The following is a 21150-nucleotide window of genomic DNA, read 5'->3' on the forward strand; positions in this document are numbered from 1 at the left end:
GCGTCAGCCCCCACCAACCTTCCCCCGCCAGGGGGTCTGGGGGCGTAGCCACCAGTTACGGGAAGGGGCGGGGTGGGGGAAACAACCCAACCCCCACCCCGAACAGGAGGAACCGTGGAGTTCAGCTTCGGGGAAGGCGACCACGCCTTCCGGGCACAGGCCCGCGCCTGGCTCGGCGCGCACCTCGCGGAAGGCCATGCGGACTCCCCCCGCGCCTGGGAGCGCGAGCTCGGCCGCGGCGGCTGGATCGGCATGGGCTGGCCCACCGCCGCCTGCGGGAACCGCCGGTGCACCCTCACCCAGCAGGTCGTCTGGGCCGAGGAGTACGCCCGCGCCCGCGCCCCCGCCCGCGTCGGCCACATCGGGGAGAACCTCCTCGCGCCCACTCTCCTCGCCTACGGCGACCAGGCGCAGCAGGACCGCTTCCTGCCCCCCGTCGCCCGCGGCGAAGAGCTCTGGTGCCAGGGATACAGCGAGCCCGGCGCCGGCTCCGATCTCGCCGCGGTGCGGACCGCCGCCGTCCGGGACGGTGCGACCTACCGCGTCAGCGGGCAGAAGATCTGGACCTCCCTCGCGCAGATCGCCGACTGGTGCTTCGTGCTCGCCCGCACCACCCCCGGCTCCCGCCGCCACCACGGCCTGTCGTTTCTGCTGGTGCCCATGGACCAGCCCGGCGGCCGTATCGACGTACGCCCGATCCGGCAGATGTCGGGGGACGCGGAGTTCAACGAGGTCTTCTTCGACGGCGCGGTCGCCGCCGCCGACCACGTCGTCGGCGGCGAGGGCAACGGCTGGCGCGTCGCCATGGGCCTGCTCGCCCTGGAGCGCGGCGTGTCCACGCTCGTCCAGCAGATCGGCTTCGCCGAAGAGCTCGCGCAGATCGTGCGGACCGCGCTCCGCACGGGCGCGGCGGCCGACCCCGTGCTCAGGGAACGTCTCGTACGGCAGTGGGCCGAGCTCCGCACCATGCGCTGGAACGCCCTCCGTACGTTGGGCGAGTCGGGGGAGTCGGGCGAACCGGGCGCGCCCAGCGTCGCCAAACTCCTCTGGGGCGGCTGGCACCAGCGCCTCGGCGAGCTCGCCATGGCCGTACGGGGCGCGAGCGCGGCGGCGGGACCGTACGACTGGACCCCCCACCACCCGTACGAACTCGACGACCTCCAGCGGCTGTTCCTCTTCACCCGCGCCGACACCATCTACGGCGGCTCGGACGAAATCCAGCGCAACATCATCGCCGAGCGAGTGCTCGGCCTACCGAGGGAGCCCCGATGAGAGGCGTCGTCTTCGACGGCACACAGGCCCAGGTGGTTGACGACCTGGAGATACGGGAACCGGGTGCGGGCGAGGTGCTGGTCGCCGTCGCCGCCGCCGGGTTGTGTCACAGCGATCTGTCGGTGATCGACGGGACGATTCCGTTCCCCGTGCCGGTGGTGCTCGGGCACGAGGGCGCGGGCGTCGTGGAGGCGGTCGGCGCGGGCGTGAGCCATGTCGCGCCCGGCGATCACGTATCGCTCTCCACGCTCGCCAACTGCGGCACGTGCGCGGACTGCGACCGCGGCCGGCCCACGATGTGCCGCAAGGCGATCGGGCGGCCCGGCCGCCCCTTCTCGCGCGGCGGCGAACCGCTGTTCCAGTTCGCCTGCAATTCCGCCTTCGCGGAGCGCACGATCGTCAAGGCCGTCCAGGCGGTGAAGATCCCCGCCGACCTGCCGCTCACCTCCGCCGCGCTGATCGGCTGCGGCGTGCTGACGGGAGTCGGAGCCGTACTGAACCGCGCGAAGGTCGACCGCGGTGACACGGTCGTGGTCATCGGGGCGGGCGGGATCGGGCTCAACGTCCTCCAGGGGGCGAGGCTCGCGGGCGCGTCCACGATCGTCGCCGTCGACTCCAACCCGGCGAAGGAGGAGACGGCCCGGCGGTTCGGGGCGACGCACTTCCTCGGATCGGCGGACGGTGACGACGGCGGCGTACGGAGGATCCTGCCGACCGGCGCCGATCACGTCTTCGAGTGCGTCGGGCACGTGGGGCTGATCCGGCAGGCGATCGAGCTGCTCGACCGGCACGGTCAGGCGATTCTGCTCGGGATGGCGGGGGCGACGGCGGAGGCGTCGTTCGTGCCCGCGGGAATGTTCCTGGACAAGTCGATACTGGGCTGCCGCTACGGTTCGGCGCGCCCGCAGCGCGATATCGCGATCTACGCGGAGCTGTACCGGCAGGGGCGGCTGCTGCTGGATGAGCTGGTCACGGAGACGTACCCGATCGAGGACTTCGCGAAGGCGGCGGACGACGCGCACCACGGGCGGGTGGCGCGCGGGGTATTGACGTTCTGACGTTCTGAAGTGCTGCTGTCACGGACGGACGCCCGCCGGGCTACGGTCGGGAGCTCGCCGGTCGCGATGGCCCCGCTCGCACTCGTCTTCCTGGTACGCGAGCGGCCCGGTGGATACGGCTTCGCCCGTACGCTCGCGCTGCGCGAGGTGCTGCCCGCGCGGCTGCTGAACGTCGTGGCGCCGTCGACGGCGATTCTGGCGGGGGTGGGGGCTGACGGTCGTACTGGCCGTGGTCAGCGCCCTGGGGGAGCGGCGGCTGTCAGCCCGGCGTACGGGTATCGGTGCCGGTGCCGGTGCCGGTATCGATATCGGTGTCGGCGCGGAAGGCGCGGCGGTAGACGGTCGGCGGGACACCGAGCGCGGTCTGTAGGTGCTGGCGCATCGACTGTGCCGTACCGAAACCCGCGTCCTGCGCCACCTGATCGACGGAGAGATCCGTGGATTCGAGCAGATACCGGGCCCGTTCCACGCGCTGCCGCGTCAGCCACTGGCCGGGACTGATGCCCGCTTCCTCGCGGAAGCGGCGCGTGAACGTCCGTACCGACATGGACTCCTGACCGGCCATGTCGCGCAGCTGGATCGGCTGGTGGAGGTGACTCAGCGCCCACGCCCGGGCGCTGGTGGTGGTAGCCGACTGCGGTTCGGGAACGGGCCGTCGGATGTACTGGGCCTGGCCGCCGTCCCGGTGTGGGGGCACCACCGTACGGCGCGCGACCTCGTTGGCGACGGCCGTGCCGTGATCACGCCGCACGATGTGCAGGCACAGATCGATTCCGGCCGCGACGCCCGCGGAGGTGAGCACGTCCCCGTCATCGATGAACAGGACGTCCGCGTCGACTTTGACGGACGGGAAGAGCCGCTGGAAGTGCTCGGCCGAGGACCAGTGGGTGGTGGCGGGGCGCCCGTCGAGGAGACCGGCGGCGGCCAGGACGTAGCCGCCGGTGCAGATGGAGACCATACGGGTGCCCGGCCGGATGTGCGCCAGGGCGGCGGCCAGCTCTTCGGTGAGCCGGCCCTCCTCGTAGACCGGCCCCAGTTCGTACGAGGCGGGGATGACGACGGTGTCAGCGGTGGCCATCGCCTCCGGGCCGTGCTCGACGTGGATGTCGAAGTCGGCGTCGGTGCGGACGGGGCCTGGCTGGAGCGAGCAGGTGACGATCTCGTAGAGGGAACTGCCTTCGGCGTCCTTGGCGCGGCCGAAGATCCGGTGCGGAATGCCCAGCTCGAAGGGGAGCAGCCCGGTGAGGGCCAGCACGACGACCCGATGCCTTCTCCCCTTGCTCCCCTTGCTTCCCTTGATCTCACGACTCTCACGCATGGCCCGATCCTATCGAATGCTGTCTTCCGGGCCAGTCGTACGGGCTGATCACGCCAACGGATGCTGTCTTACGTGACGCAGACAACCGGACTTCCCAGACTCCCCGGACCCCCCGGACCCTCGGCCCCTCGACGCCCCGGCCGGGTGCACCGGGCGTGGTTCGTCGCGGCGGTGGCCTTTGTGACGATCGTGGGGGCCGGCTCCTTTCGTTCCCTCCCGGGTCTGCTGGTCGATCCGTTGCAGAGGGACTTCGCCTGGTCGCGCGGAACCATCGGCTTCGGGGTTTCGGTGAACCTCGCTCTGTACGGGCTGACGGCGCCTTTCGCGGCGGCGCTGATGGACCGGTTCGGCATTCGCAGGGTCGTCGCCGTCGCTCTCACCATGATCGCCGTGGGCTCGGGTCTGACCGTCTTCATGTCGTCGTCCTGGCAGTTCATCCTCTACTGGGGTGTGCTGGTCGGTCTCGGCAGCGGCTCGATGGCGCTGGCCTTCGCCGCGACCGTCACCAACAGGTGGTTCACCGAGCGCCGCGGCCTGGTCACGGGCGTCCTCACCGCGGCCGGCGCCTCCGGTCAGCTGATCTTCCTGCCGCTGCTGTCCTGGCTGGTGGAGCAGCACGACTGGCGTCCCGCGTCCATCACGGTGGCCCTGTCGGCGCTCGCTGTGGTCCCCTTCGTCTGGCTGCTGCTGCGTGACCACCCGGCGGACGTGGGCCTGGCCCCGTACGGTGCGAAGGAATTCGTCCCGAAGCCCGCCCCGGTGCCGGGCGCCGCCCGCCGCGCCCTGAGGGTGCTCTTCTCCGCCGCACGCACGGGTCCCTTCTGGCTGCTGGCGGGCACCTTCGCGATCTGCGGCGCCTCGACGAACGGACTGATCCAGACCCACTTCGTGCCCGCCGCCCACGACCACGGCATGCCGATCACGGCCGCGGCGTCGCTGCTCGCGGTGATCGGCGTCTTCGATGTCATCGGCACGATCGCCTCGGGCTGGTTCACCGACCGCTTCGACGCGCGCCGACTGCTGGCGGTGTACTACGCACTGCGCGGGATCAGCCTGCTGTTCCTGCCGATGCTGCTGGTGGCCCCGTCCGTCCAGCCGCCGATGATCTTCTTCATCGTCTTCTACGGCCTGGACTGGGTGGCGACGGTTCCGCCGACGATCGCGCTGTGCCGAGAGCACTACGGCGACGACAGCGCGATCGTTTTCGGCTGGGTACTCGCCTCGCACCAGGTGGGCGCGGCGATCGTCGCTTTCGCGGGCGGCCTGGCGCGGGACACGTTCGGCTCGTACGACGTGGTCTGGTACGGGTCGGGGGCGCTGTGCGCGGCAGCGGCGCTGCTGTCGCTGGTGATCCGCCGCAAGCCGTTGCCGAAGGTGCCGAAGCTGCCGGAGCCGGCGCCGGTCGCTTGACCGGCACGGCTTCTTTGCGGCGAAACGGCTCAGCGGCTCAGCGCCTGCCTCGAAGCGCGCGACGGCGGGCTGCTGAAGGCCGGCTGCCCCGGCGAGCTGGGCCTGGGTCATGCCGATGGCCTCGCGGCGCTCACGCACGGCACGGCCGAGTTCATAGCGGATTCGGGTCGCCTGATCCTGATAGGCATCCCGCGCCTCAGGCTGAGCGAGGGTTTCCTCGCTCAGTTCGGCCAGGTTATGAACCGGCTATCGCGGTGTGCTGCCGAACGTCCCTGATTCGCCCGGTCGTGAGTCGGGCGCGTACAGCGTATGCGCCACAGATCAGGCAGGTCAGTCAGCGAGGTGGCCGAACTTCCCCCGATAGAAGAGCAGCGGCGGCGCGGCCTCCCCCGCCGCGTTCCCCTCCGCCGCCCCCAGCGCCGCCACCCGCCCCACCACGATCAGGTGGTCCCCGCCGGTGTGCACGGCGTGGATCGTGCAGTCGACCCAGGCCGGTACGCCGTCCAGCAGTGGCGAGCCCGTCGCCGGAGATCCCGTGTACGCGACCCCGGCGAACTTGTCCGCGCCGCTCACCGCGAAGCCCCGGCACAGTTCGCCTTGGTCCGCGCCCAGGACGTTGACGCAGAACGACCCGGCGCGGGCGATGCGCGGCCAGGTCGTGGACGTACGGGCGACCATGAAGGCGACCAGCGGCGGATCGAGCGACAGGGACGCGAAGGACTGACAGGCGAACCCGGCCGGGCCGTGCTCCTCGTCGTACGCCGTGATGACGGTGACGCCGGTGGCGAAGTGCCCGAGCACCCGCCGGAATTCGGCGGGGCCGACGGGCTGCCGCTCGTCGTCGCCGACGGCCCGCAGGTCGGGCCGGGGCAGGGCGTCAAAGGGCTCGGTGGCCGTGGGGGCCCCGACCGACCTGAGGTATCGGACGGCGGTGGCCGCCATCCCCGCGTGTCCCATCACGCTCCCCATTGAACGTGACGGTACGTCAGATTGGAAGCCCTGTCACCGGTCCCCCTGTGCGCCATCCCCGCGATCGGCGGTACGGAGGGCCCGGCCCGAGCTCTCCAGCTTCCTCGGGGGCCCGGATTCCGGCGGCCCTCGCGTGCTGGTGAAGCAGCCCTAAAGCCCCCGGTACTGGGGCGTGCGGCGCTCCATGAAGCTGGCTACGCCCTCGTTCGCGTCCCGCGTCGTCATATTGATCTCCTGCGCCGACGCCTCCGCCGCGAACGCCGTCGCCCTGTCGGCGTCGAGCGACGCGTTCACCAGTTGCTTGGTGAGGGCGATGGCCCTTGTGGGGCCCTGCGCGAGCCGCTCGGCCCACTCGCGGGCCGTCTTCGCCAGCTCCTCCGCCGGTACGACCCGGTTGACCAGCCCGAGCCGTTCCGCCTCCACCGCCCGGAGCGAGTCCCCGAAGAACATCAGCTCCTTCGCGCGCTGCGGCCCGATCAGCCGGGGCAGCAGATACGCGCCGCCGCCGTCCGGGACCAGGCCGCGCCGTACGAATACCTCGATGAATGTCGCGTGTTCCGCCGCGAGTACGAGGTCACAGGCGAAGGCGAGATGCGCGCCGATGCCCGCGGCTGTGCCGTTGACGGCGGCGATGACAGGCTTCTCGCAGTCCAGTACCGCCCCGATCAGGCGCTGCGCCCCCAGCCGTATCGTCCGCGTCACGTCCCCGGCGATTCGCTCCCGCCGACCGGTCGGCGGGGTACCGCGCAGATCGGCACCCGCGCAGAAACCCTTGCCGGTGGCGGTGATGACGACGGCCCGTACGTCCGGGTCGGCGGAGGCGTCAGCGAGGAGCGCGATGATTCGTTCCCGCTGGTCCCAGGTGACGGCGTTCATGGCTTCGGGGCGGTTGAGGGTGATCCACGAGACGCCGTTGTCAGTGCTGTGTTGTATCAATGACTCAGCGTGATCAATGGGATCGGCGGATTCCTCGGGGGAGGACGTCATGGGAAGTGAACTCCGTTTCGTACGGCTGGTCGTACGGCGGGGCGTTCGGCGGGGCGTACGGTTCGTGCGGTCATCGGCAGACCGCGAGCGCGTCCAGCGCCACCGCGCCCTGCCCCCGCTCCAGCACCATCAACGGGTTGACGTCCAGCTCAGACAGCTCGTCGCCCAGCTCCAGCGCCATCCGCTGGACCCGCAGCACGACCTCCACCAGCGCGTCCACATCCATCGGCGGTCCGCCCCGTATGCCGTCCAGCAGCGCCCGGCCCCGCAGTTCGCCGAGCATCGCCCGCGCCTGGTCCTCGCCGAACGGCGGCACGCGTACCGCCGTGTCGTGCAGCACCTCCACCAGCACCCCGCCGAGGCCGACCGTCACCGTCGGGCCGAACAGGGCGTCCTGGGTGACCCCGACGACCATCTCCACGCCCCGCTCGACCATCTGGCAGACCAGGATCCCGTCCAGGTCGACGCCCTCGTAGCGGGCGATGTCCGTCAGTTCGCGGTAGCCGTCGCGGATCTGGCTGGCCGAGGTCAGCCCGACCTTGACCAGGCCCAGTTCGGTCTTGTGGGCGAGCTGCGTCCCGGACGCTTTCATGACGACCGGGTAGCCGACCAGCCCCGCCGCCCGCACCGCCGCCGCCGCGCTGGTCACCAGTTGCTCGCGCGGCACCCTGATGCCGTACGCCCGAAGGAGCTGCTTCGCCGCGTGCTCGCTCAGCTGCTTGCCCGGGCGCATCAGTGCCTGCGCCTTGCGGAAGGAGGGCGAAGGCGTGCGCGGCGCCTCGTCGAAGGGCGAGCGGTAGCCGGCCCTGAAGCGGTGGTGGTCCAGGTAGGCGCGGACCGCGCTGATGCAGTTCGCGAATGTACGGAACGTGCCGACCCGGGAAGACCCGAGCAGCGTCTGGCGGTACGCCGCCTCCGTGCCCACCGGCGACCCCCACACCACACACACCAGCTTGTCCGTGGCCTCCGCCGCGTCCACCAGGTCCTGCGCGAGCCTGTCGCTCATCGGCGGGAAGGGGCCGGTGATCGGGCAGATCAGCACACCGACCTCAGGATCGGCCAGGATCGCGTCGATGATCTTGCGACCGCGCCAGTCGCCGACCGGGTGCCCACCGTTGTCGACGGGGTTGGCCACGTCCAGGTAGTCCGGTATCCACGTGTGCAGTTCGGCCTGCTTGGCGGCGGAGAGACGCGGCAGCCTCAGCCCCGCCGCGCACGCCAGGTCCGAGAAGTGCGCGCCCGTGCCGCCCGAGATCGAATAGACGGCGACCCCGTCGGCCACGGGCCTGCGCGCCCGCGCCAGCAGGGCCGAGGTGTCCTGGAGTTCGTCAAGACCGTCCACCCGGATCACGCCGAACTGCCGCATCGCCGCGTCCACCACATCGTCCGCGCCGGTCAGCTTGCCGGTGTGTGAGGCGGCCGTCCGCGCGCCGGTCTCGGTGCGGCCGACCTTGACCGCGACGACCGGCACGCCGCGCCGCGCGGCCCGGTCGGCGGCGAGCAGGAAGGAGCGCCCGTCCTTGAGCCCCTCCACATAACAGGCGATGGCCCCGACCTCGGGGCGTTCGGCGAAGTACGAGATGAAGTCGGCGGTCTCCAGATCGGCCTCGTTGCCGGTGGGCGCCCAGTGGGAGAGGCGTACGCCCAGCTCCTGCATGGTGAAGACGGGCCGCCCTTGGTGACCGGACTGCGTGATCAGCGCGATCGCGGGCCCGTCCAGGTCGTCGCGGAACTTCTCGAAGGCGTTGAGGTTGGTGTTGGGCCCCAGCAGCCGCAGCCCCGAGCGCTCCACGGCAGCCGCCAGCCCCTTCTGCGCCGCCGCGCCCTGCTCCCCGGTCTCGGCGTATCCGGAGGCGAAGGCGACGGCGAACCTGACCTTGGCCTCGGCCAGTTCCTCGATGACAGGCAGCGGGTCGCCGACGAGCAGCACGGCGAGATCGACCTGCTCCGGCAGTTTCGCGACGGAGGTGACACACGGCAGACCGAACACGGCGGTACGGCTCGGATGCACCGGGTACAGCCGCGCGCCGACCCGCTCGGCCCAGGCGATGAGCTGCCGGGTGATGCCGGTATTCGGCCGCCCCTCGGCGTCGGACGCCCCGACGACGGCGACGGACCCGGGCCGGAAGAACCGGTCCAGATCGGGCACGGACGTGTACAGCGGTCGCCCGCTGACATCAAGGTCACCGGCGGACGCGGTGCCGGCGGCCGTCTCATGGATGGCGCTGCGGGGCTGCTCACCGCAGGCCACGACGCGCGCGCGGAGGTCGGAGGTGAGGGTGCCGTGAGTAGATCCAAGCATCGCTGATCCCCGCTCCTGCTCGTTGGCGGACTTAACTGACGCACTGTCAGATTACAGAGCCGACGTGCTGCCAGGAACGGTCCTGCGGGCAAAGGCTGCCGACGGAGGCAGATTTGCGGGCCCGGCCGCTTCGTACGCGCCCGGCCGCTTCGTACGCGCCGGGCCGCCTCGTACGCGCCCGGGCGGGCGTCAGCGCTCCGCCAGCGCCTTGGCGATCTTGCGGGCGTCGATCGCCATCTCGCGCAGCATCCCGCTGATGGGGTTGGTGAAGCCGGTGAAGTAGAGCCCCGGCGCCTTCGCCGACGCGCGTCCGCCGTGCGTGACCGGCCTGCCCCGCTCGTCCAGTACGCCGAGATGGCCGACCAGGTCCTCCAGGGCCCGCCGGTAGCCCGTCGCCGCGATCACCGTGTCCGGGGAGAGGTGGGTGCCGTCCGCCAGTACGGCCTTGTCGTCCTCGAAGGACTCCAGCGCCGCGACCGGCTCGACCTTTCCCTTCCGTACGGCGTCGATCAGGCCCACGTCCTGGACCGGGATCGCGCCTTCCTTGACCCGGGAGTACAGGCCTGTGTCAGGGCGGGGCAGGCCCTGTACGCCGAGGTCCGGCACGGCGATCCGGCACATGATGTCGCCGGCCCGGTCCACGAGGCGGACCGGCAGCCGGCGGACCAGGATGCCGGAGCGCTGGGCGGGCCAGCCCGCCGTCGAGCGGCGCACGATGTGCGGGATGGTCCGTACGGCGAGGCGTACGCGTGCCGCGCCGCCCTCCACCAGGTCGACCGCGATCTCGGCGCCCGTGTTGCCGACGCCGACGACCAGTACGTCCTTGCCCGCGTACGGGGCGGAGTTGCGGTACTCGCCCGCGTGCAGCAGCTCGCCGGTGTACGAGTCGCGGCCCGGCCAGTCGGGCAGCCGCGGGGTGTGGTTGTAGCCGGTGGCCACGACGACCGCCCGGCCGGTCAGCTCCCGGCCGCCGGTTGCGTGCAGCAGCCAGTCGGAGCCCGAGCCCGACGGTTCGATGCGGGAGACCTTGACGCCCGTCACGATCTCCAGCTCGTGGAACTCCGCGTACTTGGTGAGGTAGCGGATGATGTTGTCGCGCGAGACCCAGCGCCCGAAGGACCGGGGGATCGGGAGTCCGGGCAGGCCGGAGAGCCGCCGGGTGGTGTGGAGGTGCAGCCGGTCGTAGTGGCCGCGCCAGGACGCGCCGACCGATTCGGACTTCTCCAGCACTACGGCGCGTACGCCCTTTTTGCGCAGTGCGGCGGCAGCCGCGAGACCGCCGGGGCCGCCGCCGATGACGTAGACGGGCCGGTCGTTCGTGCGGTCGAAGTCCTTTTCGTCGGCCATGAAGCGTGAGCGTAATCGGCCAATCATTTGATGGGTCTCAGTCAAGAGGGGAATCGGTTGCGAATCGATCACGCCTGCGCCGGGCCCGCACGCCTCTTGCGCGAGGCCGCCATATCCGCTGAACTGCTGAACTCGAACTGACGTACCGTCAGAAACTAGAGAGGTTGTGTCTGATGGAGACCATCTGGCTCACCGGCGCCGAATGGCTCGCGGTCCTCCGTATCGGGCTAGGTCTGTGGTGGCTGGAGAGCTGGCGCCACAAGGACAAGAAAGCCTGGTTCGAGCGCGGCACCGGCATCGCGTGGGCGGCCGATGTCGCGAGCAAGCACAGGTGGGCCGCGGTGAAGGCGGGCTTCGAGAAGGTGGTCCAGACCCGCCCCAAAGTGATGGCGTACGTCGTCGTCTACGCCGAACTCGCCCTCGGTCTCGGCCTGATCAGCGGTTTCCTGACGCCGGTCGCGCTCGTCGGCGGTCTGCTGCTCAACCTGCTCTACCTGGTCCTGATGATCCACGACTGGGCGGAACAGGGGCAGAACGCGATGATGGCGCTCATCTCGCTCGTCGCCCTGTTCGCCATGTCCTGGCAGAGCTGGTCCCTCGACAACGCGCTTGGGCTCTTCTGATGACGGCGACGCCCGAAATTGACGACTTCACCAGCCCCTTCTGGGCCGCGGCGGGGGAGGGACGGCTGCTGATCCGCCGCTGCGGCGGGTGCGCGAAGGCGCACCACTATCCGCGCGAGTTCTGCCCGTACTGCTGGAGCGAGGAGGTCACCTGGGAGCGGGCGAGCGGCCGGGCCACGCTCTACACCTGGTCGGTCGTCCACCGGAACGACCTGCGGCCGTTCGCGGGCCGCGTTCCGTACACCGCGGCGGTGGTGGACCTCGTGGAGGGGCCGCGGATGATGACCGAGATCGTGGAGTGCGCGGAGAGCGACCTGCGCGTCGGGATGGAGTTGGAGGTTACGTTCCGCCGTGAGGTCGACGGGTTGAGCATCCCGGTCTTCCGCTCGGCGTAACGCCTTGAGGCACGTCCGGCACGTCCGGCACGGCCGTCATGGCCAGAGGAGCTCCTTCGCCCAGCCGCCGCCCTCGTCCTCCTCCTTGGCCTCGTGGCGGTAGCGCAGCCGTACGTGCCGCCGTTGCTCGTCCCCCTGGAAGAACTCCACCTCGTAGGGCCGCAGCACATAGAGCGTCCAGGTCGGCACGGGCACGTCGGGCTCGGCCCGCGCCCGTTCCCACGCCGCCCGGGACGCGGTCGCCAAGTCCTCCTGGGACGAGAGCACGTCACTCTGGCGGCCGGTCAGCGCCGCGGCCAGCGCGCCCGTCGAGCGGGCGTGCAGATCCGCCTGACTCTCCGCGTACGAACCCACGCTCACCCGGCCCCGGATCCGGACCTGACGGCCCTGCGCCGCCCAGTAGAACCCCAGCGCGGCATCGGGGCGCGCCGCCAGCTGCCGGCCTTTCGCGCTGGTGGCGTGCGAGGCGAAGTGCCAGCCGCGCTCGTCCGCGTCGTGCAGCATCAGCGTCCGTACGTCGGGCCGCCCCTGCTCGTCCACGGTCGCCAGACTCATGGTGTGCGGCTCGACCTGGCCGGCGGCCACGGCCTCGGCGAACCACTGGTGGAAGAGCGGCAGCGGTTCGGGGGGCGCGGCGGCGGGGTCGAAGGCGGGGAGGGCGGTGTCCCAGACCCGCTGTTCGTGCAGGAGCCTGCGGAAGGTGTCCTGCTGGTCGTTGTCCATGGGGACATTCAACTCCGGTAGGGCGTAGCACTACACTCGGAGTGGTATGGCTCTGGAGGCTGACGTATGAGGCAGAACCTGGCGCGCCGTGCCGCGCTCGTCGACGCGGCCATTGAAGTGCTCGCCCGCGAAGGCGCCCGTGGACTGACCTTCCGGGCCGTGGATGCCGAGGCCGACGTGCCCCAGGGCACCGCGTCCAACTACTTCGCCAATCGCGATGACCTCTTCACCCAGGCCGGGGGCCGGATCTACGAGCGGATGCGGCCGGACGATGCCGCCATGCGGGCCATCTACGACGGGCCCACCACCCGTGCGCGGACCGTGGAGCTGGTGCGCGATGTCATCGAGCGGGTCTCCGCGTTCAGTACGGGATACCTCGCCCTCCTTGAACTGCGGCTGGAGGCCACCCGGCGCCCCGCGCTCCGTGCCGTCCTCACCGCGCGCGTCAGCGAGGACATCGAGAACAATGTCGCCCGCCATCTGGCCGCCGGGCTGCCCGGCGATGCCGACGCGGTCAGGATGATCTATCTGGCGACCAACTGGCTCGTGGTGGAACGGCTCACCCTGCCGGATGTTTTCCCGAAGGGGCAGGCGGGCGAGCTGATCACCGCCTTGGTCGAACGGTTGCTTCCCGCGGACCCGGATTAGCACGGCTTGGCACGGCTGACCCGCACGGCTGACCCGCACGGCAGAGAGGGAGGCCTCAGTCCCGGCCCAGCACCACCGTTCCCGACGAACAGAACCACCCGCCCGTACCGGACGCCACCGCCACCTTCGGCAGCCTGCCGCCCGCCTTGCGTACCTGATGCGCGCCCGCCTCGCCGCGCAGCTGCCGTACCGCCTCGACCAGCAGGAACAGTCCGCGCATACCTGGATGGCAGGCGGAGAGGCCGCCGCCGTCGGTGTTGACCGGCAGTTCGCCCTCCCGGGTCAGCCGCCCCTTCTCCACGAAGGGACCGCCCTCGCCCTTGGCGCAGAAACCGAGGTCCTCCAGGGTCACCAGGGTCATATACGTAAAGGCGTCATAGATCTCGGCGATATCTATATCGGCAGGGGTGACGCCCGCGCGCTCGAAGGCGAGCCTTCCCGAGACCGCCGCGGGGGAGAGCGTGAAGTCCGCCCACTCCGACATGGCGGCGTGCGAGACGTACTCGCCGGTGCCGAGGATCCACACCGGGGCTTTGGGGGTGTCCGTTACGTACTCCTCCGCGGCCAGGAGCACCGCGCAGCCGCCGTCGCTGCGGATGCAGCAGTGCAGTTTGGTGAACGGGTCCGCGATCAGCGGCCCGTCCAGTACGTCGTCCACGGTGATCGGCTCGCGGAACATCGCGTCCGGGTTGGCGGCGGCGTTCGCGCGCGCCTGGACCGCGATCTGGGCGAGCTGCTCCAGTGTCGTCCCGTACTCGTGCATATGGCGGCGGGCGGCCATGGCGTACTTGGAGACGAGCGTGTGCCCGTACGGCACCTCGAACTGAAGCGGTCCGCGCCCGCCGAAGGAGAGGTTGGCGGTGCGGCGTCCGGCCTTGATGTCGGCGCGGGCGGTCGACCCGTAGACGAGGAGTACGGCGTTGGCGTGACCGGCCGCGATCGCGTCGGCCGCGTGCGCCGCCATGACCTCCCAGGTGGCCCCGCCGACGGCGGTCGAGTCCACCCACGTCGGCCGCAGCCCCAGATACTCGGCGACCTCGACCGGGGCGAGGGCGCCGAGGCCCGCCGAACCGAAGCCGTCGATGACGGACCGTTCCAGACCGGAATCGGCCAGTGCGCGGCGGGCGGCCTGGGCATGCAGGGCATAGGGGGTGGGGCCGTCGACGCGGCCGCAGTCCGAAAGCGATATGCCGACGATGGCTACCTTGCGCGGCGTTGAAGGCATGAAACTGACGGTACATCAGATAACGTGCGTGTGCGCGTACGCCTCTGTGCATCTGCGGCCGCCCCCCCTAGCATGACGACCCGCCAGACATGGAGGGTCGATCCCATGGACACCGCCTTCACCGCCGAGCAGGACGAGATCCGCCGTACGCTGCGCGAACTGCTGACGAAACGGTCCGGCCCGGACGAGGTCAAGGCCGCCGTCCGCACCGCCGCCGGGTACGACGTGGAGCTGTGGGCGCTCCTGTCCGAACAGCTCGGCCTGCCGGGGCTCGCGCTGCCCGAGTCGTACGGGGGCGTGGGCTGCGGACTCGTAGAACTGGCCCTGGCCTGTGAGGAGACCGGGCGGGCGCTGCTCCCCTCGCCGCTGCTCGCCACGTCGGGGCTCGCGGCCCCGCTGATTGCCTCGCTCGGCACCGCCGCGCAGCGCGACGAGCTGCTCCCGCGCATCGCGGCCGGTTCGCTGACCTGCGCACTCGCCGTGCCGGGCAGCAGTCTCGCGCCGGCACTCGGGCTGAGCGACGACAACACGTCGGGGGAGTGGGCGGGCGGCGGCCGGGCCGGCGGCGTACAGGCGCGGCGGGCGGGGGATTCCGGCGGCTGGGTGCTGTACGGGGAGGCCGGGCAAGTGCTCGACGGGCACAGCGCGGGGCTGCTGGTGGTCGCCGCGCATACGGGCGGTTTTGCCCGGAGCCGTACGCTCCTCTTCCTGGTCGGGGCGGACGCGGCGGGCCTTTCGCGCACGCGCCAGACGTCGCTGGACGAGACACGGCCGCAGGCCCGCGTCGAGCTGCGCGACTGCGCGGCCGAGCTGCTGGGCGCGGAGGACGCGGGCGCGGGCGTCCTGGGGGCGCTGCGCGTGGTGGGCGCGCGGGTGGCCGCGCTGCTGGCGGCGGAGGCGGTGGGGGCGGCGGCGAGCGCGCTGGACCGGACGGTGGAGTACGTACAGGGGCGCGAGCAGTTCGGTCGGCCGATCGGCTCCTTCCAGGCGGTCAAGCACCGGCTGGCCGATCTGTACGTACGCGTCCAGGCGGCCCGCTCGGCGGCGTACTACGCGGCCTGGGACCCGGGGGAGGGCGGGCTGGCGCTGGCGGCAGGCCTGGAGACGGCGCGCGTGGTCGCCGGGGAGGCGGTGCAGCTGCACGGCGGTATCGGGTTCACGTGGGAACACGAGGCGCATCTGTACTTCAAACGGGCGGCGGCGGACGAGCTCCTCTTCGGCCCGGCGCACAGGCTGCGGGCGCATGCGGCGGAACGGGCGGGACTTTTCGCCTCGGGCTCGGAGGGCCCTGAGGACCGTGAAAGCCCTGAGGACCGTGAAAGCCCTGAGGACCGTGAAAGCCCTGAGGACTGTGCGGGCCCTGCGGGCCCCGAGGCGGTGGCGGTCTGATGCCGGCGGTTCCGGGTGTGCGGCTGGTCCAGAAGGTGTCGTCGACCCGCGCCTTCGCGAAGGTCGCGCCGCACGTCATCCCGGCGCTGGACCGCGCGGTCCACCGCCTGACGCGGGGAAAGGTGCTGCTCAGCGCCCAGATGCTGCCGGGCCTCATCCTCCGGGCCCGGGGCGCGCGGAGCGGGCTGCCGAGGATCACACCCCTGGCCTGCATGCCGGAGAAGTCGGGCGACTGGATCCTGATCGGCTCCAACTTCGGCCGCCCGGGCCACCCGGCGTGGACGTCGAACCTCCTGAAACACCCGGACGCGGAGGTGAACTGGAAGGGCGACGACATCCCGGTGCGGGCGCGGCTGCTGGAGGGGGAGGAGCGGGCGGAGGCGTGGGGGGCGGCGCTGGCGTTCTGGCCGCCGTACGCGACGTATCAGGCGAGGGTGGAGAGGCAGATCCGCGTCTTCCGGCTCACGCGGCGGTGAGCGAGGCGGGGGCGGGCTGGATTTCCAGCCCCGCCGGCGTTTGAGGCGCGGGGTTCGGGGCGGAGCCCCGACAAGGGCCCGAGGGCAAGCGCCCCCAACACAAAATGGTGCCGACGGCGGTCACCAGAGGTGGACCGCCGTCGGCATGACAGGACTTGACGTGACGCGAATGACGCGGCGCGAGTGACGCGACGCCCTCGCGTCTACCTCGTTGGCTTCTTCCCCGTAATACCCAAATGCACCAACAGCGCCAAGTTCGGCTTCAGTTCCGCCTGCTTCACACCCCAGGTCGTAAACCCCTTCTGGTGCGAAGCCACCGCCGCCAGCATCGCCACCAGCGACCCCGCCATCGCCGCCGGCGAAATGTCCTTGTCCACCTTGCCCTTGGCCTGGAGTTCCTTCACCGAGTCCGTAAGGGAATTGGTGACCGAGTTCAGGATCTTCATGCGGATCTTGTAGAACCGCTTGTCGCCCTCCGCCGCGCCGAGGTCGACCACCCGCAGAATCGCGTCATGGCGGCGCCAGAAGTCGAGGAAACCGTCGACCAGCTCCTCCGAGGTCTGCCAGGCCGCCTTGCCGACCCAGGAGCGGCCGGAGACCAGTTCGGTCAATCCCGCGCCCTCCTTGGCCATTTCCTCGGCGAGTTCCAGCACCGCGCCTTCCACGTCCGGGAAATACTGATAGAAGGTCGCGGGTGAAGTGCCCGCCTTCCGGGCCACGTCGATGACTTTGACGTCCCGGTACGGCGAGGAGCTGAGCATCTCGCTGAGGCAGTCCAGCAGTTTCTGCCGCGTAGCCTGGCCGCGTCGTCCGGCCACGCGGCCGTCGACGGTGCGTACTTGTCCTGTCATGCCGTCAGCTTACCGACGGGTGATCGGCGCGCGATTCGGCCGACTGCAAATGGGGTGGGCATTAGTGTTATCAACAGCCTGTGGAAAACTTCTGTGCATAACTCACCGAAATGGACCCCCAATCCTGGCCCGAGATCCCGACAAGTGATCAAATGTTGGGTTGGGTGCCCTGCGCCGCCTGTGGCGCGCCGTTAGGTTGACTGTGATGGGCGCCACATCCCGTACCAGGGAAGGAACCAGGTCCATGGCCGCATTCACGGAGGGCACGCCGTGCTGGGTCGACGCGGCGCTCCCCGATGTCGAGGCGGGCAAGCGCTTCTACGGGGAGCTCTTCGGCTGGACGTTCGAGAGCGGGGGTTACGGGAAGTACGCCGACGCCTTCAGTGAGGGAAAGCTCGTCGCCGCTCTCGCGCCCAAGAAGGACGGCCGGATGCCCACCGTCTGGGGCGTCTACTTCGCCACCCGGGACGCCGCCGTCCTCGCCAGGAAGATCGAGAACGCGGGCGGCCAGGTGATCACCTCCCCGGAGCTGCTCGGCTCCTCCGCCACGATCGTGGTCGCCGCCGACCCCGGCGGCGCGGTCTTCGGGCTCTGGCAGCCCGGCGACCGGCCCGGCTTCGAGAAGCAGGGCAAGCCCGGCTCGTTCTGCTGGGCCGAGGTGTACACCCGCGACAAGGAACGCGTCGACGCCTTCTACGAGTCGGTCTTCGGCTTCCAGGGGACGGACCTGCCCGACGTGTCCATCGACTTCCGGATGTGGTCGCCCGCCGGTACGGAGCCGGGCGAGGATACCGCCATCGGTGGCCGCTCCGTGCTCACCGAGGCCTTCCCCGCCGCGATGCCCGGCCACTTCCTCACCTACTTCAGCGTCGAGGACTGCGACGCGACCGCCGCGACGGTCACCCGCCTCGGCGGGCGGATCCAGGCGGCTCCGTTCGACATTCCATACGGCCGTGTCGCCGTGCTCACCGACAATCAGGGCGCCATCTTCGCCGTACTCGCCGAGCCGGATGCGCAGCCCGGCGTGAAGCCCGAGGCGGCGTAAAATCGCGACTGCGACGACGTGAGCAACCCGAAGTGGACTGCCCGCGTCAGGACCGTGTACGGGGCTCCACACCGCTCCGAACCGCTCCACACCGCTCCGAACCGCTCCGAACCGTGCCGACCTTGCCCGAAACCGGGTGAGACACCCCGATCCGCCCCCGGGTTCGCAACCGTCGCCTCCGACAGGAACAATCAGGGTGCGCACCGCTGAGGGTCTCGGTGGTGAGACGCTGCACGGGGCTGTAGTTGACGGGCTCCTTTCATCTGGGGCCCGTACGGGGAGGTGGCAGGCAAGTGATGGAGCAGCTGACGCAGCATGATCCGAGACGGATCGGTCCGTTCGAGGTACTGGGCCGGCTCGGTGCCGGCGGTATGGGGCTGGTTTATCTCGCCCGGTCGGCCTCCGGCCGCCGGGTGGCGATCAAGACCGTCCGCACCGAGCTTGCCGAGGACCAGCTGTTCCGTGTCCGCTTCACGCGTGAGGTGGAGGCCGCCCGCGCGGTCAGCGGTTTCTACACGGCCGCGGTCGTGGACGCCGATCCGCGGGCGGCCGTGCCGTGGCTGGCCACCGCGTACGTGCCTGCCCCCTCCCTCGAGGAAATAGTGAATGAGTGCGGGCCGATGCCCGCCCAGGCGGTGCGCTGGCTGGCGGCCGGTATCGCCGAGGCCCTGCAGTCCATCCACGGCGCGGGTCTCGTCCACCGTGACCTCAAGCCGTCGAACGTACTGGTCGTGGAGGACGGGCCGCGGGTCATCGACTTCGGCATCGCGTCCGGAGTCTCGAACACCCGGCTGACCATGACGAACGTCGCCGTGGGCACGCCCGCGTACATGTCGCCGGAGCAGGCGCGCGACTCCCGCAGCGTGACGGGCGCGAGCGATGTGTTCTCGCTCGGCTCCACGCTGGTCTTCGCGGCGACCGGGCACGCCCCTTTCCACGGCGCGAACCCGGTCGAGACCGTCTTCATGCTGCTGCGCGAGGGGCCAGATCTGGAGGGGCTGCCGGACGAGCTCCGGCCGCTGCTCGACGCGTGCATGCAGATGGACGCCTCGCGGCGGCCCACACCCGAGGATCTTCAGGCGCAGCTCTCCCCGCATCTCTTCTCCTCCGGCAGTGACGACAGCGGTACGGCGTCGGCGTGGCTGCCGACAGTGGCCACCGCGATGATCGAGACCCGGCGCGGCGGTCGCCTGCCGGTCCCGGCTGCCGTCCCTGCTCCCGTTCCGGCGGCTCCGGCCGCTCCCCCGGTTCCGGCGATCCCGCAGGCACCGCCGCAGCCGCCCCGGCAGCCGGCCCAGCAGCAGCGTGCCGCGGACTGGGACTCCGCCTGGCGCGGCGGCAACGACCCGCGCACCGGCCAGGCCGCACCCCTGCCCGCCGCCATCGCGGGGGTCGGCGGCCCGGTCCGGCTGTCCGGCTCCAAGGTGCCCATCGGCCCCGGCCTCCGGGTCGCCGACGCGGGCCGCGGCGCGGTCGCCGAGGCCGACCCCACGACCGGCTGGGTCCGCCCGCCCGGCGGACTGAACGGCGCGCAGGCCGCGACCAGCGCCCTGCCGGCGCCCGTACCGTCAGCGGTGCAGTCGGCGTCGCCCGTGCCGCCGCCCGCCTCGCCCCCGGACGGCGCGGCCGGGCACTGGCGCCCCTGGCGCTTCCGGATGTCCAACGACGTCTGGGGCACTCCGGTGGTCGCCGGGGACCTGCTGTACGTGACCTCCTTCGAGGTGCACGCCCTGAACGTGGGCAGCGGGCGCCGCCAGTTCAAGACCAGGGACGTGGCGTGGGCGATGGCCGTCGCCGGGGGCCGTATCCACGCCTCGGACGGCCCGACGCTCTACGCCCTCGACGCGGTCGACGGCCAAGAGCGCTGGCGGCTCCAGACCGACGCCTGGGTCTACTCCCTCAAGGTCGACCGCGGCACCGTCCTGACCGGGACGCGCGGCGGCGGCGTCCAGGCGTGGGAGGCGTCCAACGGCGAGAAGCTGTGGGAGACGACCGGCGGCCAGACGGACTTCGAGACGCCCGAGGCCGGGCCGATGATCTTCGGCGACACGGTGTACGTATGGAAGGACGCGCGCCTGCGCGCGCTGGAGGCGCGTACGGGTGTCGAGCGGTGGTCGTATCCGATCGGCGACGCGGCGTCCTGCGGCGGAGTGCCGGTACGGGTGCACCCCGCGTCCGACGGTTACGTCTATATCGCGGCGGGCACCCGCGTCCTGGCCGTCGACATCGCGAACGGCCTGGTCCGCTGGCACTTCGAGTCGCCCGCGGTCTTCCTCTCGGCGCCGGTCTTCGCACCCGGCCCGGCGGTGACGGGCGGCGGCGTCTATCTCGCCGACTACCTCGGCACGGTGTACGCCCTGGACGCCACCACCGGCAAGGACCGCTGGCGCATCGCCACGGAACCGCGCCAGTCGATAGAGCCGGTCCTCGTCGCCAGCGGCAACATCCATGTCGGCAGCGGCAGCGCGCTCTACACCCTGGACGCGGTGACGGGCACGCCGATGTGGCGCTTCGCGGCGGGCGGCGAGGTCATCGGCACGCCTGTGGTGGCCGACGGCCGGGTCCACTTCGGCTCGGCGGACCATGTCCTGTACACGCTGGACGCGAGCGGCGGTCAGCTCCGCTGGAAGCTCGCGACGGGCGGCGAGATCACGGGCTCACCGGTGGCGCGGGGCGGAGTGGTGTACGCGTGCAGCAAGGACCGCTGCGTGTACGCGCTGGACGCGGTCAAGGGCACGGCCACGGGCCGGGGCTCTCCGGGAGCGGCGCGCTAGTCCCGGGCGCCTGGCGGCGACCGCGCCGCGGTAGGTGGTCCGCCTACCGCCCCCAGACCCCCGGTCCTCAATCTCCCCCTACGCCCTGAGGGCGTGGGGGGACCCCCAGACGGGCTTGAATTGCCGGGCAATTCAAGCCTCGCCGGCGTTTGAGGCGCGGGGTTCGGGGCGGAGCCCCGACAAGGGCCCGGGGGCAAACTAAGCCTCGCCGGCGATTGAGGCGCTGGGGGTCCCCCCACGCCCGGCAGGGCGTAGGGGGCGGGTTCGGGGCAGCGCCCCGACAAGGGCCCGAGGCGAAAATTGAGCCCCGCCGGCGATTGAGGCGCGGGGTTTGGGGC

General features: G+C 71.1%; 18 protein-coding genes and 1 pseudogene. 10 read left to right on the top strand and 9 right to left on the bottom strand.

Features of this window, described 5'->3' with window-relative positions; all coding sequences use genetic code 11:
- Positions 1–114: 114 nt before the first annotated feature.
- Both ACIHCQ_RS22675 and ACIHCQ_RS22680 read left to right on the top strand, forming a co-directional pair.
- The gene (locus ACIHCQ_RS22675; protein WP_399665061.1) at positions 115–1272 is read left to right on the top strand and encodes an acyl-CoA dehydrogenase family protein; all 1158 of its coding nucleotides are present in this window, start codon (positions 115–117) and stop codon (positions 1270–1272) included.
- The gene (locus ACIHCQ_RS22680; protein WP_399665064.1) at positions 1269–2330 is read left to right on the top strand and encodes a Zn-dependent alcohol dehydrogenase; all 1062 of its coding nucleotides are present in this window, start codon (positions 1269–1271) and stop codon (positions 2328–2330) included. Before ACIHCQ_RS22675 ends, ACIHCQ_RS22680 begins: the two co-directional genes overlap by 4 nt.
- A 259-nt stretch (positions 2331–2589) precedes the next feature.
- On the opposite strand, the gene ACIHCQ_RS22685 is transcribed toward ACIHCQ_RS22680, so the two are convergent.
- Complete coding sequence (locus tag ACIHCQ_RS22685) at positions 2590–3648, bottom strand: GlxA family transcriptional regulator (protein WP_399665067.1); 1059 nt, start codon at positions 3646–3648, stop codon at positions 2590–2592.
- Between the two features lie 60 nt (positions 3649–3708).
- Between ACIHCQ_RS22685 and ACIHCQ_RS22690 the strand changes: the two genes are divergently transcribed.
- Complete coding sequence (locus ACIHCQ_RS22690) at positions 3709–5058, top strand: MFS transporter (protein WP_399665070.1); 1350 nt, start codon at positions 3709–3711, stop codon at positions 5056–5058.
- Between the two features lie 30 nt (positions 5059–5088).
- Here ACIHCQ_RS22690 and ACIHCQ_RS22695 read toward each other — a convergent pair.
- The 5 genes and pseudogenes from ACIHCQ_RS22695 to ACIHCQ_RS22715 all read right to left on the bottom strand — a co-directional run.
- A pseudogene (locus tag ACIHCQ_RS22695) lies at positions 5089–5292 on the bottom strand (helix-turn-helix domain-containing protein); the annotation flags it as partial.
- A gap of 96 nt (positions 5293–5388) precedes the next feature.
- Positions 5389–6000, bottom strand: a complete 612-nt coding sequence (locus ACIHCQ_RS22700) for a flavin reductase family protein (RefSeq protein WP_399665207.1) — start codon at positions 5998–6000, stop codon at positions 5389–5391.
- A gap of 177 nt (positions 6001–6177) precedes the next feature.
- Positions 6178–7014, bottom strand: coding sequence for an enoyl-CoA hydratase/isomerase family protein (locus ACIHCQ_RS22705; protein ID WP_399665073.1), 837 nt, complete (start codon positions 7012–7014; stop codon positions 6178–6180).
- A 70-nt stretch (positions 7015–7084) separates the two neighbouring features.
- Positions 7085–9316 (bottom strand): acetate--CoA ligase family protein, encoded by a 2232-nt coding sequence (locus ACIHCQ_RS22710; protein WP_399665076.1) that lies wholly within the window; start codon positions 9314–9316, stop codon positions 7085–7087.
- Positions 9317–9505: 189 nt separating this feature from the next.
- Entirely contained in the window at positions 9506–10663 is a 1158-nt protein-coding gene (locus ACIHCQ_RS22715) for a flavin-containing monooxygenase (protein ID WP_399665079.1), read from the bottom strand.
- A 173-nt stretch (positions 10664–10836) separates the two neighbouring features.
- On the opposite strand from ACIHCQ_RS22715, the gene ACIHCQ_RS22720 reads away from it, so the two are divergent.
- Together ACIHCQ_RS22720 and ACIHCQ_RS22725 are read left to right on the top strand one after the other, a co-directional pair.
- Positions 10837–11286, top strand: coding sequence for a DoxX family protein (locus tag ACIHCQ_RS22720; RefSeq protein ID WP_399665082.1), 450 nt, complete (start codon positions 10837–10839; stop codon positions 11284–11286).
- Positions 11286–11681 carry a Zn-ribbon domain-containing OB-fold protein gene (locus ACIHCQ_RS22725; protein ID WP_399665085.1) on the top strand — a complete coding sequence of 132 codons (396 nt, stop codon included), beginning with the start codon at positions 11286–11288 and terminating at the stop codon, positions 11679–11681. The genes ACIHCQ_RS22720 and ACIHCQ_RS22725 overlap by 1 nt, the downstream gene beginning before the upstream one ends.
- A 36-nt stretch (positions 11682–11717) precedes the next feature.
- On the opposite strand, the gene ACIHCQ_RS22730 is transcribed toward ACIHCQ_RS22725, so the two are convergent.
- Positions 11718–12404 (bottom strand): pyridoxal 5'-phosphate synthase, encoded by a 687-nt coding sequence (locus ACIHCQ_RS22730; protein WP_399665087.1) that lies wholly within the window; start codon positions 12402–12404, stop codon positions 11718–11720.
- Between the two features lie 66 nt (positions 12405–12470).
- Between ACIHCQ_RS22730 and ACIHCQ_RS22735 the strand changes: the two genes are divergently transcribed.
- The gene (locus ACIHCQ_RS22735) at positions 12471–13052 is read left to right on the top strand and encodes a TetR/AcrR family transcriptional regulator (RefSeq protein ID WP_399665090.1); all 582 of its coding nucleotides are present in this window, start codon (positions 12471–12473) and stop codon (positions 13050–13052) included.
- A gap of 55 nt (positions 13053–13107) precedes the next feature.
- On the opposite strand, the gene ACIHCQ_RS22740 is transcribed toward ACIHCQ_RS22735, so the two are convergent.
- Positions 13108–14277, bottom strand: a complete 1170-nt coding sequence (locus ACIHCQ_RS22740) for a thiolase C-terminal domain-containing protein (protein WP_399665093.1) — start codon at positions 14275–14277, stop codon at positions 13108–13110.
- Between the two features lie 105 nt (positions 14278–14382).
- Here ACIHCQ_RS22740 and ACIHCQ_RS22745 point away from each other — a divergent pair, with 105 nt between their 5' ends.
- Together ACIHCQ_RS22745 and ACIHCQ_RS22750 are read left to right on the top strand one after the other, a co-directional pair.
- A complete protein-coding gene (locus ACIHCQ_RS22745) occupies positions 14383–15666 on the top strand; it encodes an acyl-CoA dehydrogenase family protein (RefSeq protein ID WP_399665096.1) in 1284 nt (427 codons plus the stop codon).
- Positions 15666–16142: a nitroreductase/quinone reductase family protein gene (locus tag ACIHCQ_RS22750; RefSeq protein ID WP_399665099.1), complete on the top strand. Its 477-nt coding sequence runs from the start codon at positions 15666–15668 to the stop codon at positions 16140–16142. The genes ACIHCQ_RS22745 and ACIHCQ_RS22750 overlap by 1 nt, the downstream gene beginning before the upstream one ends.
- 203 nt (positions 16143–16345) lie before the next feature.
- Here ACIHCQ_RS22750 and ACIHCQ_RS22755 read toward each other — a convergent pair whose 3' ends face one another.
- Positions 16346–16993, bottom strand: a complete 648-nt coding sequence (locus ACIHCQ_RS22755; RefSeq protein ID WP_399665102.1) for a TetR family transcriptional regulator — start codon at positions 16991–16993, stop codon at positions 16346–16348.
- A gap of 244 nt (positions 16994–17237) precedes the next feature.
- Here ACIHCQ_RS22755 and ACIHCQ_RS22760 point away from each other — a divergent pair, with 244 nt between their 5' ends.
- The gene (locus tag ACIHCQ_RS22760; RefSeq protein WP_399665105.1) at positions 17238–18038 is read left to right on the top strand and encodes a VOC family protein; all 801 of its coding nucleotides are present in this window, start codon (positions 17238–17240) and stop codon (positions 18036–18038) included.
- 296 nt (positions 18039–18334) lie between these two features.
- On the top strand, positions 18335–20812 hold the full coding sequence (locus tag ACIHCQ_RS22765; protein ID WP_399665108.1) for a PQQ-binding-like beta-propeller repeat protein: 2478 nt from the start codon (positions 18335–18337) through the stop codon (positions 20810–20812).
- Positions 20813–21150: the final 338 nt, after the last annotated feature.

The sequence above is a fragment of the Streptomyces sp. NPDC052236 genome (assembly GCF_044548015.1).
Classification (GTDB): Bacteria; Actinomycetota; Actinomycetes; order Streptomycetales; family Streptomycetaceae; genus Streptomyces.

What these genes read in the sequence shown, in the direction of transcription:
- ACIHCQ_RS22705 (WP_399665073.1), bottom strand. Translation starts at nt 7,014, where the DNA reads ATGACGTCCTCCCCCGAGGAATCCGCCGATCCCATTGATCACGCTGAG.
- ACIHCQ_RS22720 (WP_399665082.1), top strand. Translation starts at nt 10,837, where the DNA reads ATGGAGACCATCTGGCTCACCGGCGCCGAATGGCTCGCGGTCCTCCGT.
- ACIHCQ_RS22755 (WP_399665102.1), bottom strand. Translation starts at nt 16,993, where the DNA reads ATGACAGGACAAGTACGCACCGTCGACGGCCGCGTGGCCGGACGACGC.
- ACIHCQ_RS22735 (WP_399665090.1), top strand. Translation starts at nt 12,471, where the DNA reads ATGAGGCAGAACCTGGCGCGCCGTGCCGCGCTCGTCGACGCGGCCATT.
- ACIHCQ_RS22715 (WP_399665079.1), bottom strand. Translation starts at nt 10,663, where the DNA reads ATGGCCGACGAAAAGGACTTCGACCGCACGAACGACCGGCCCGTCTAC.
- ACIHCQ_RS22730 (WP_399665087.1), bottom strand. Translation starts at nt 12,404, where the DNA reads ATGGACAACGACCAGCAGGACACCTTCCGCAGGCTCCTGCACGAACAG.
- ACIHCQ_RS22680 (WP_399665064.1), top strand. Translation starts at nt 1,269, where the DNA reads ATGAGAGGCGTCGTCTTCGACGGCACACAGGCCCAGGTGGTTGACGAC.
- ACIHCQ_RS22690 (WP_399665070.1), top strand. Translation starts at nt 3,709, where the DNA reads ATGCTGTCTTACGTGACGCAGACAACCGGACTTCCCAGACTCCCCGGA.
- ACIHCQ_RS22700 (WP_399665207.1), bottom strand. Translation starts at nt 6,000, where the DNA reads ATGGCGGCCACCGCCGTCCGATACCTCAGGTCGGTCGGGGCCCCCACG.
- ACIHCQ_RS22745 (WP_399665096.1), top strand. Translation starts at nt 14,383, where the DNA reads ATGGACACCGCCTTCACCGCCGAGCAGGACGAGATCCGCCGTACGCTG.
- ACIHCQ_RS22765 (WP_399665108.1), top strand. Translation starts at nt 18,335, where the DNA reads ATGGAGCAGCTGACGCAGCATGATCCGAGACGGATCGGTCCGTTCGAG.
- ACIHCQ_RS22750 (WP_399665099.1), top strand. Translation starts at nt 15,666, where the DNA reads ATGCCGGCGGTTCCGGGTGTGCGGCTGGTCCAGAAGGTGTCGTCGACC.
- ACIHCQ_RS22725 (WP_399665085.1), top strand. Translation starts at nt 11,286, where the DNA reads ATGACGGCGACGCCCGAAATTGACGACTTCACCAGCCCCTTCTGGGCC.
- ACIHCQ_RS22740 (WP_399665093.1), bottom strand. Translation starts at nt 14,277, where the DNA reads ATGCCTTCAACGCCGCGCAAGGTAGCCATCGTCGGCATATCGCTTTCG.
- ACIHCQ_RS22760 (WP_399665105.1), top strand. Translation starts at nt 17,238, where the DNA reads ATGGCCGCATTCACGGAGGGCACGCCGTGCTGGGTCGACGCGGCGCTC.
- ACIHCQ_RS22685 (WP_399665067.1), bottom strand. Translation starts at nt 3,648, where the DNA reads ATGCGTGAGAGTCGTGAGATCAAGGGAAGCAAGGGGAGCAAGGGGAGA.
- ACIHCQ_RS22710 (WP_399665076.1), bottom strand. Translation starts at nt 9,316, where the DNA reads ATGCTTGGATCTACTCACGGCACCCTCACCTCCGACCTCCGCGCGCGC.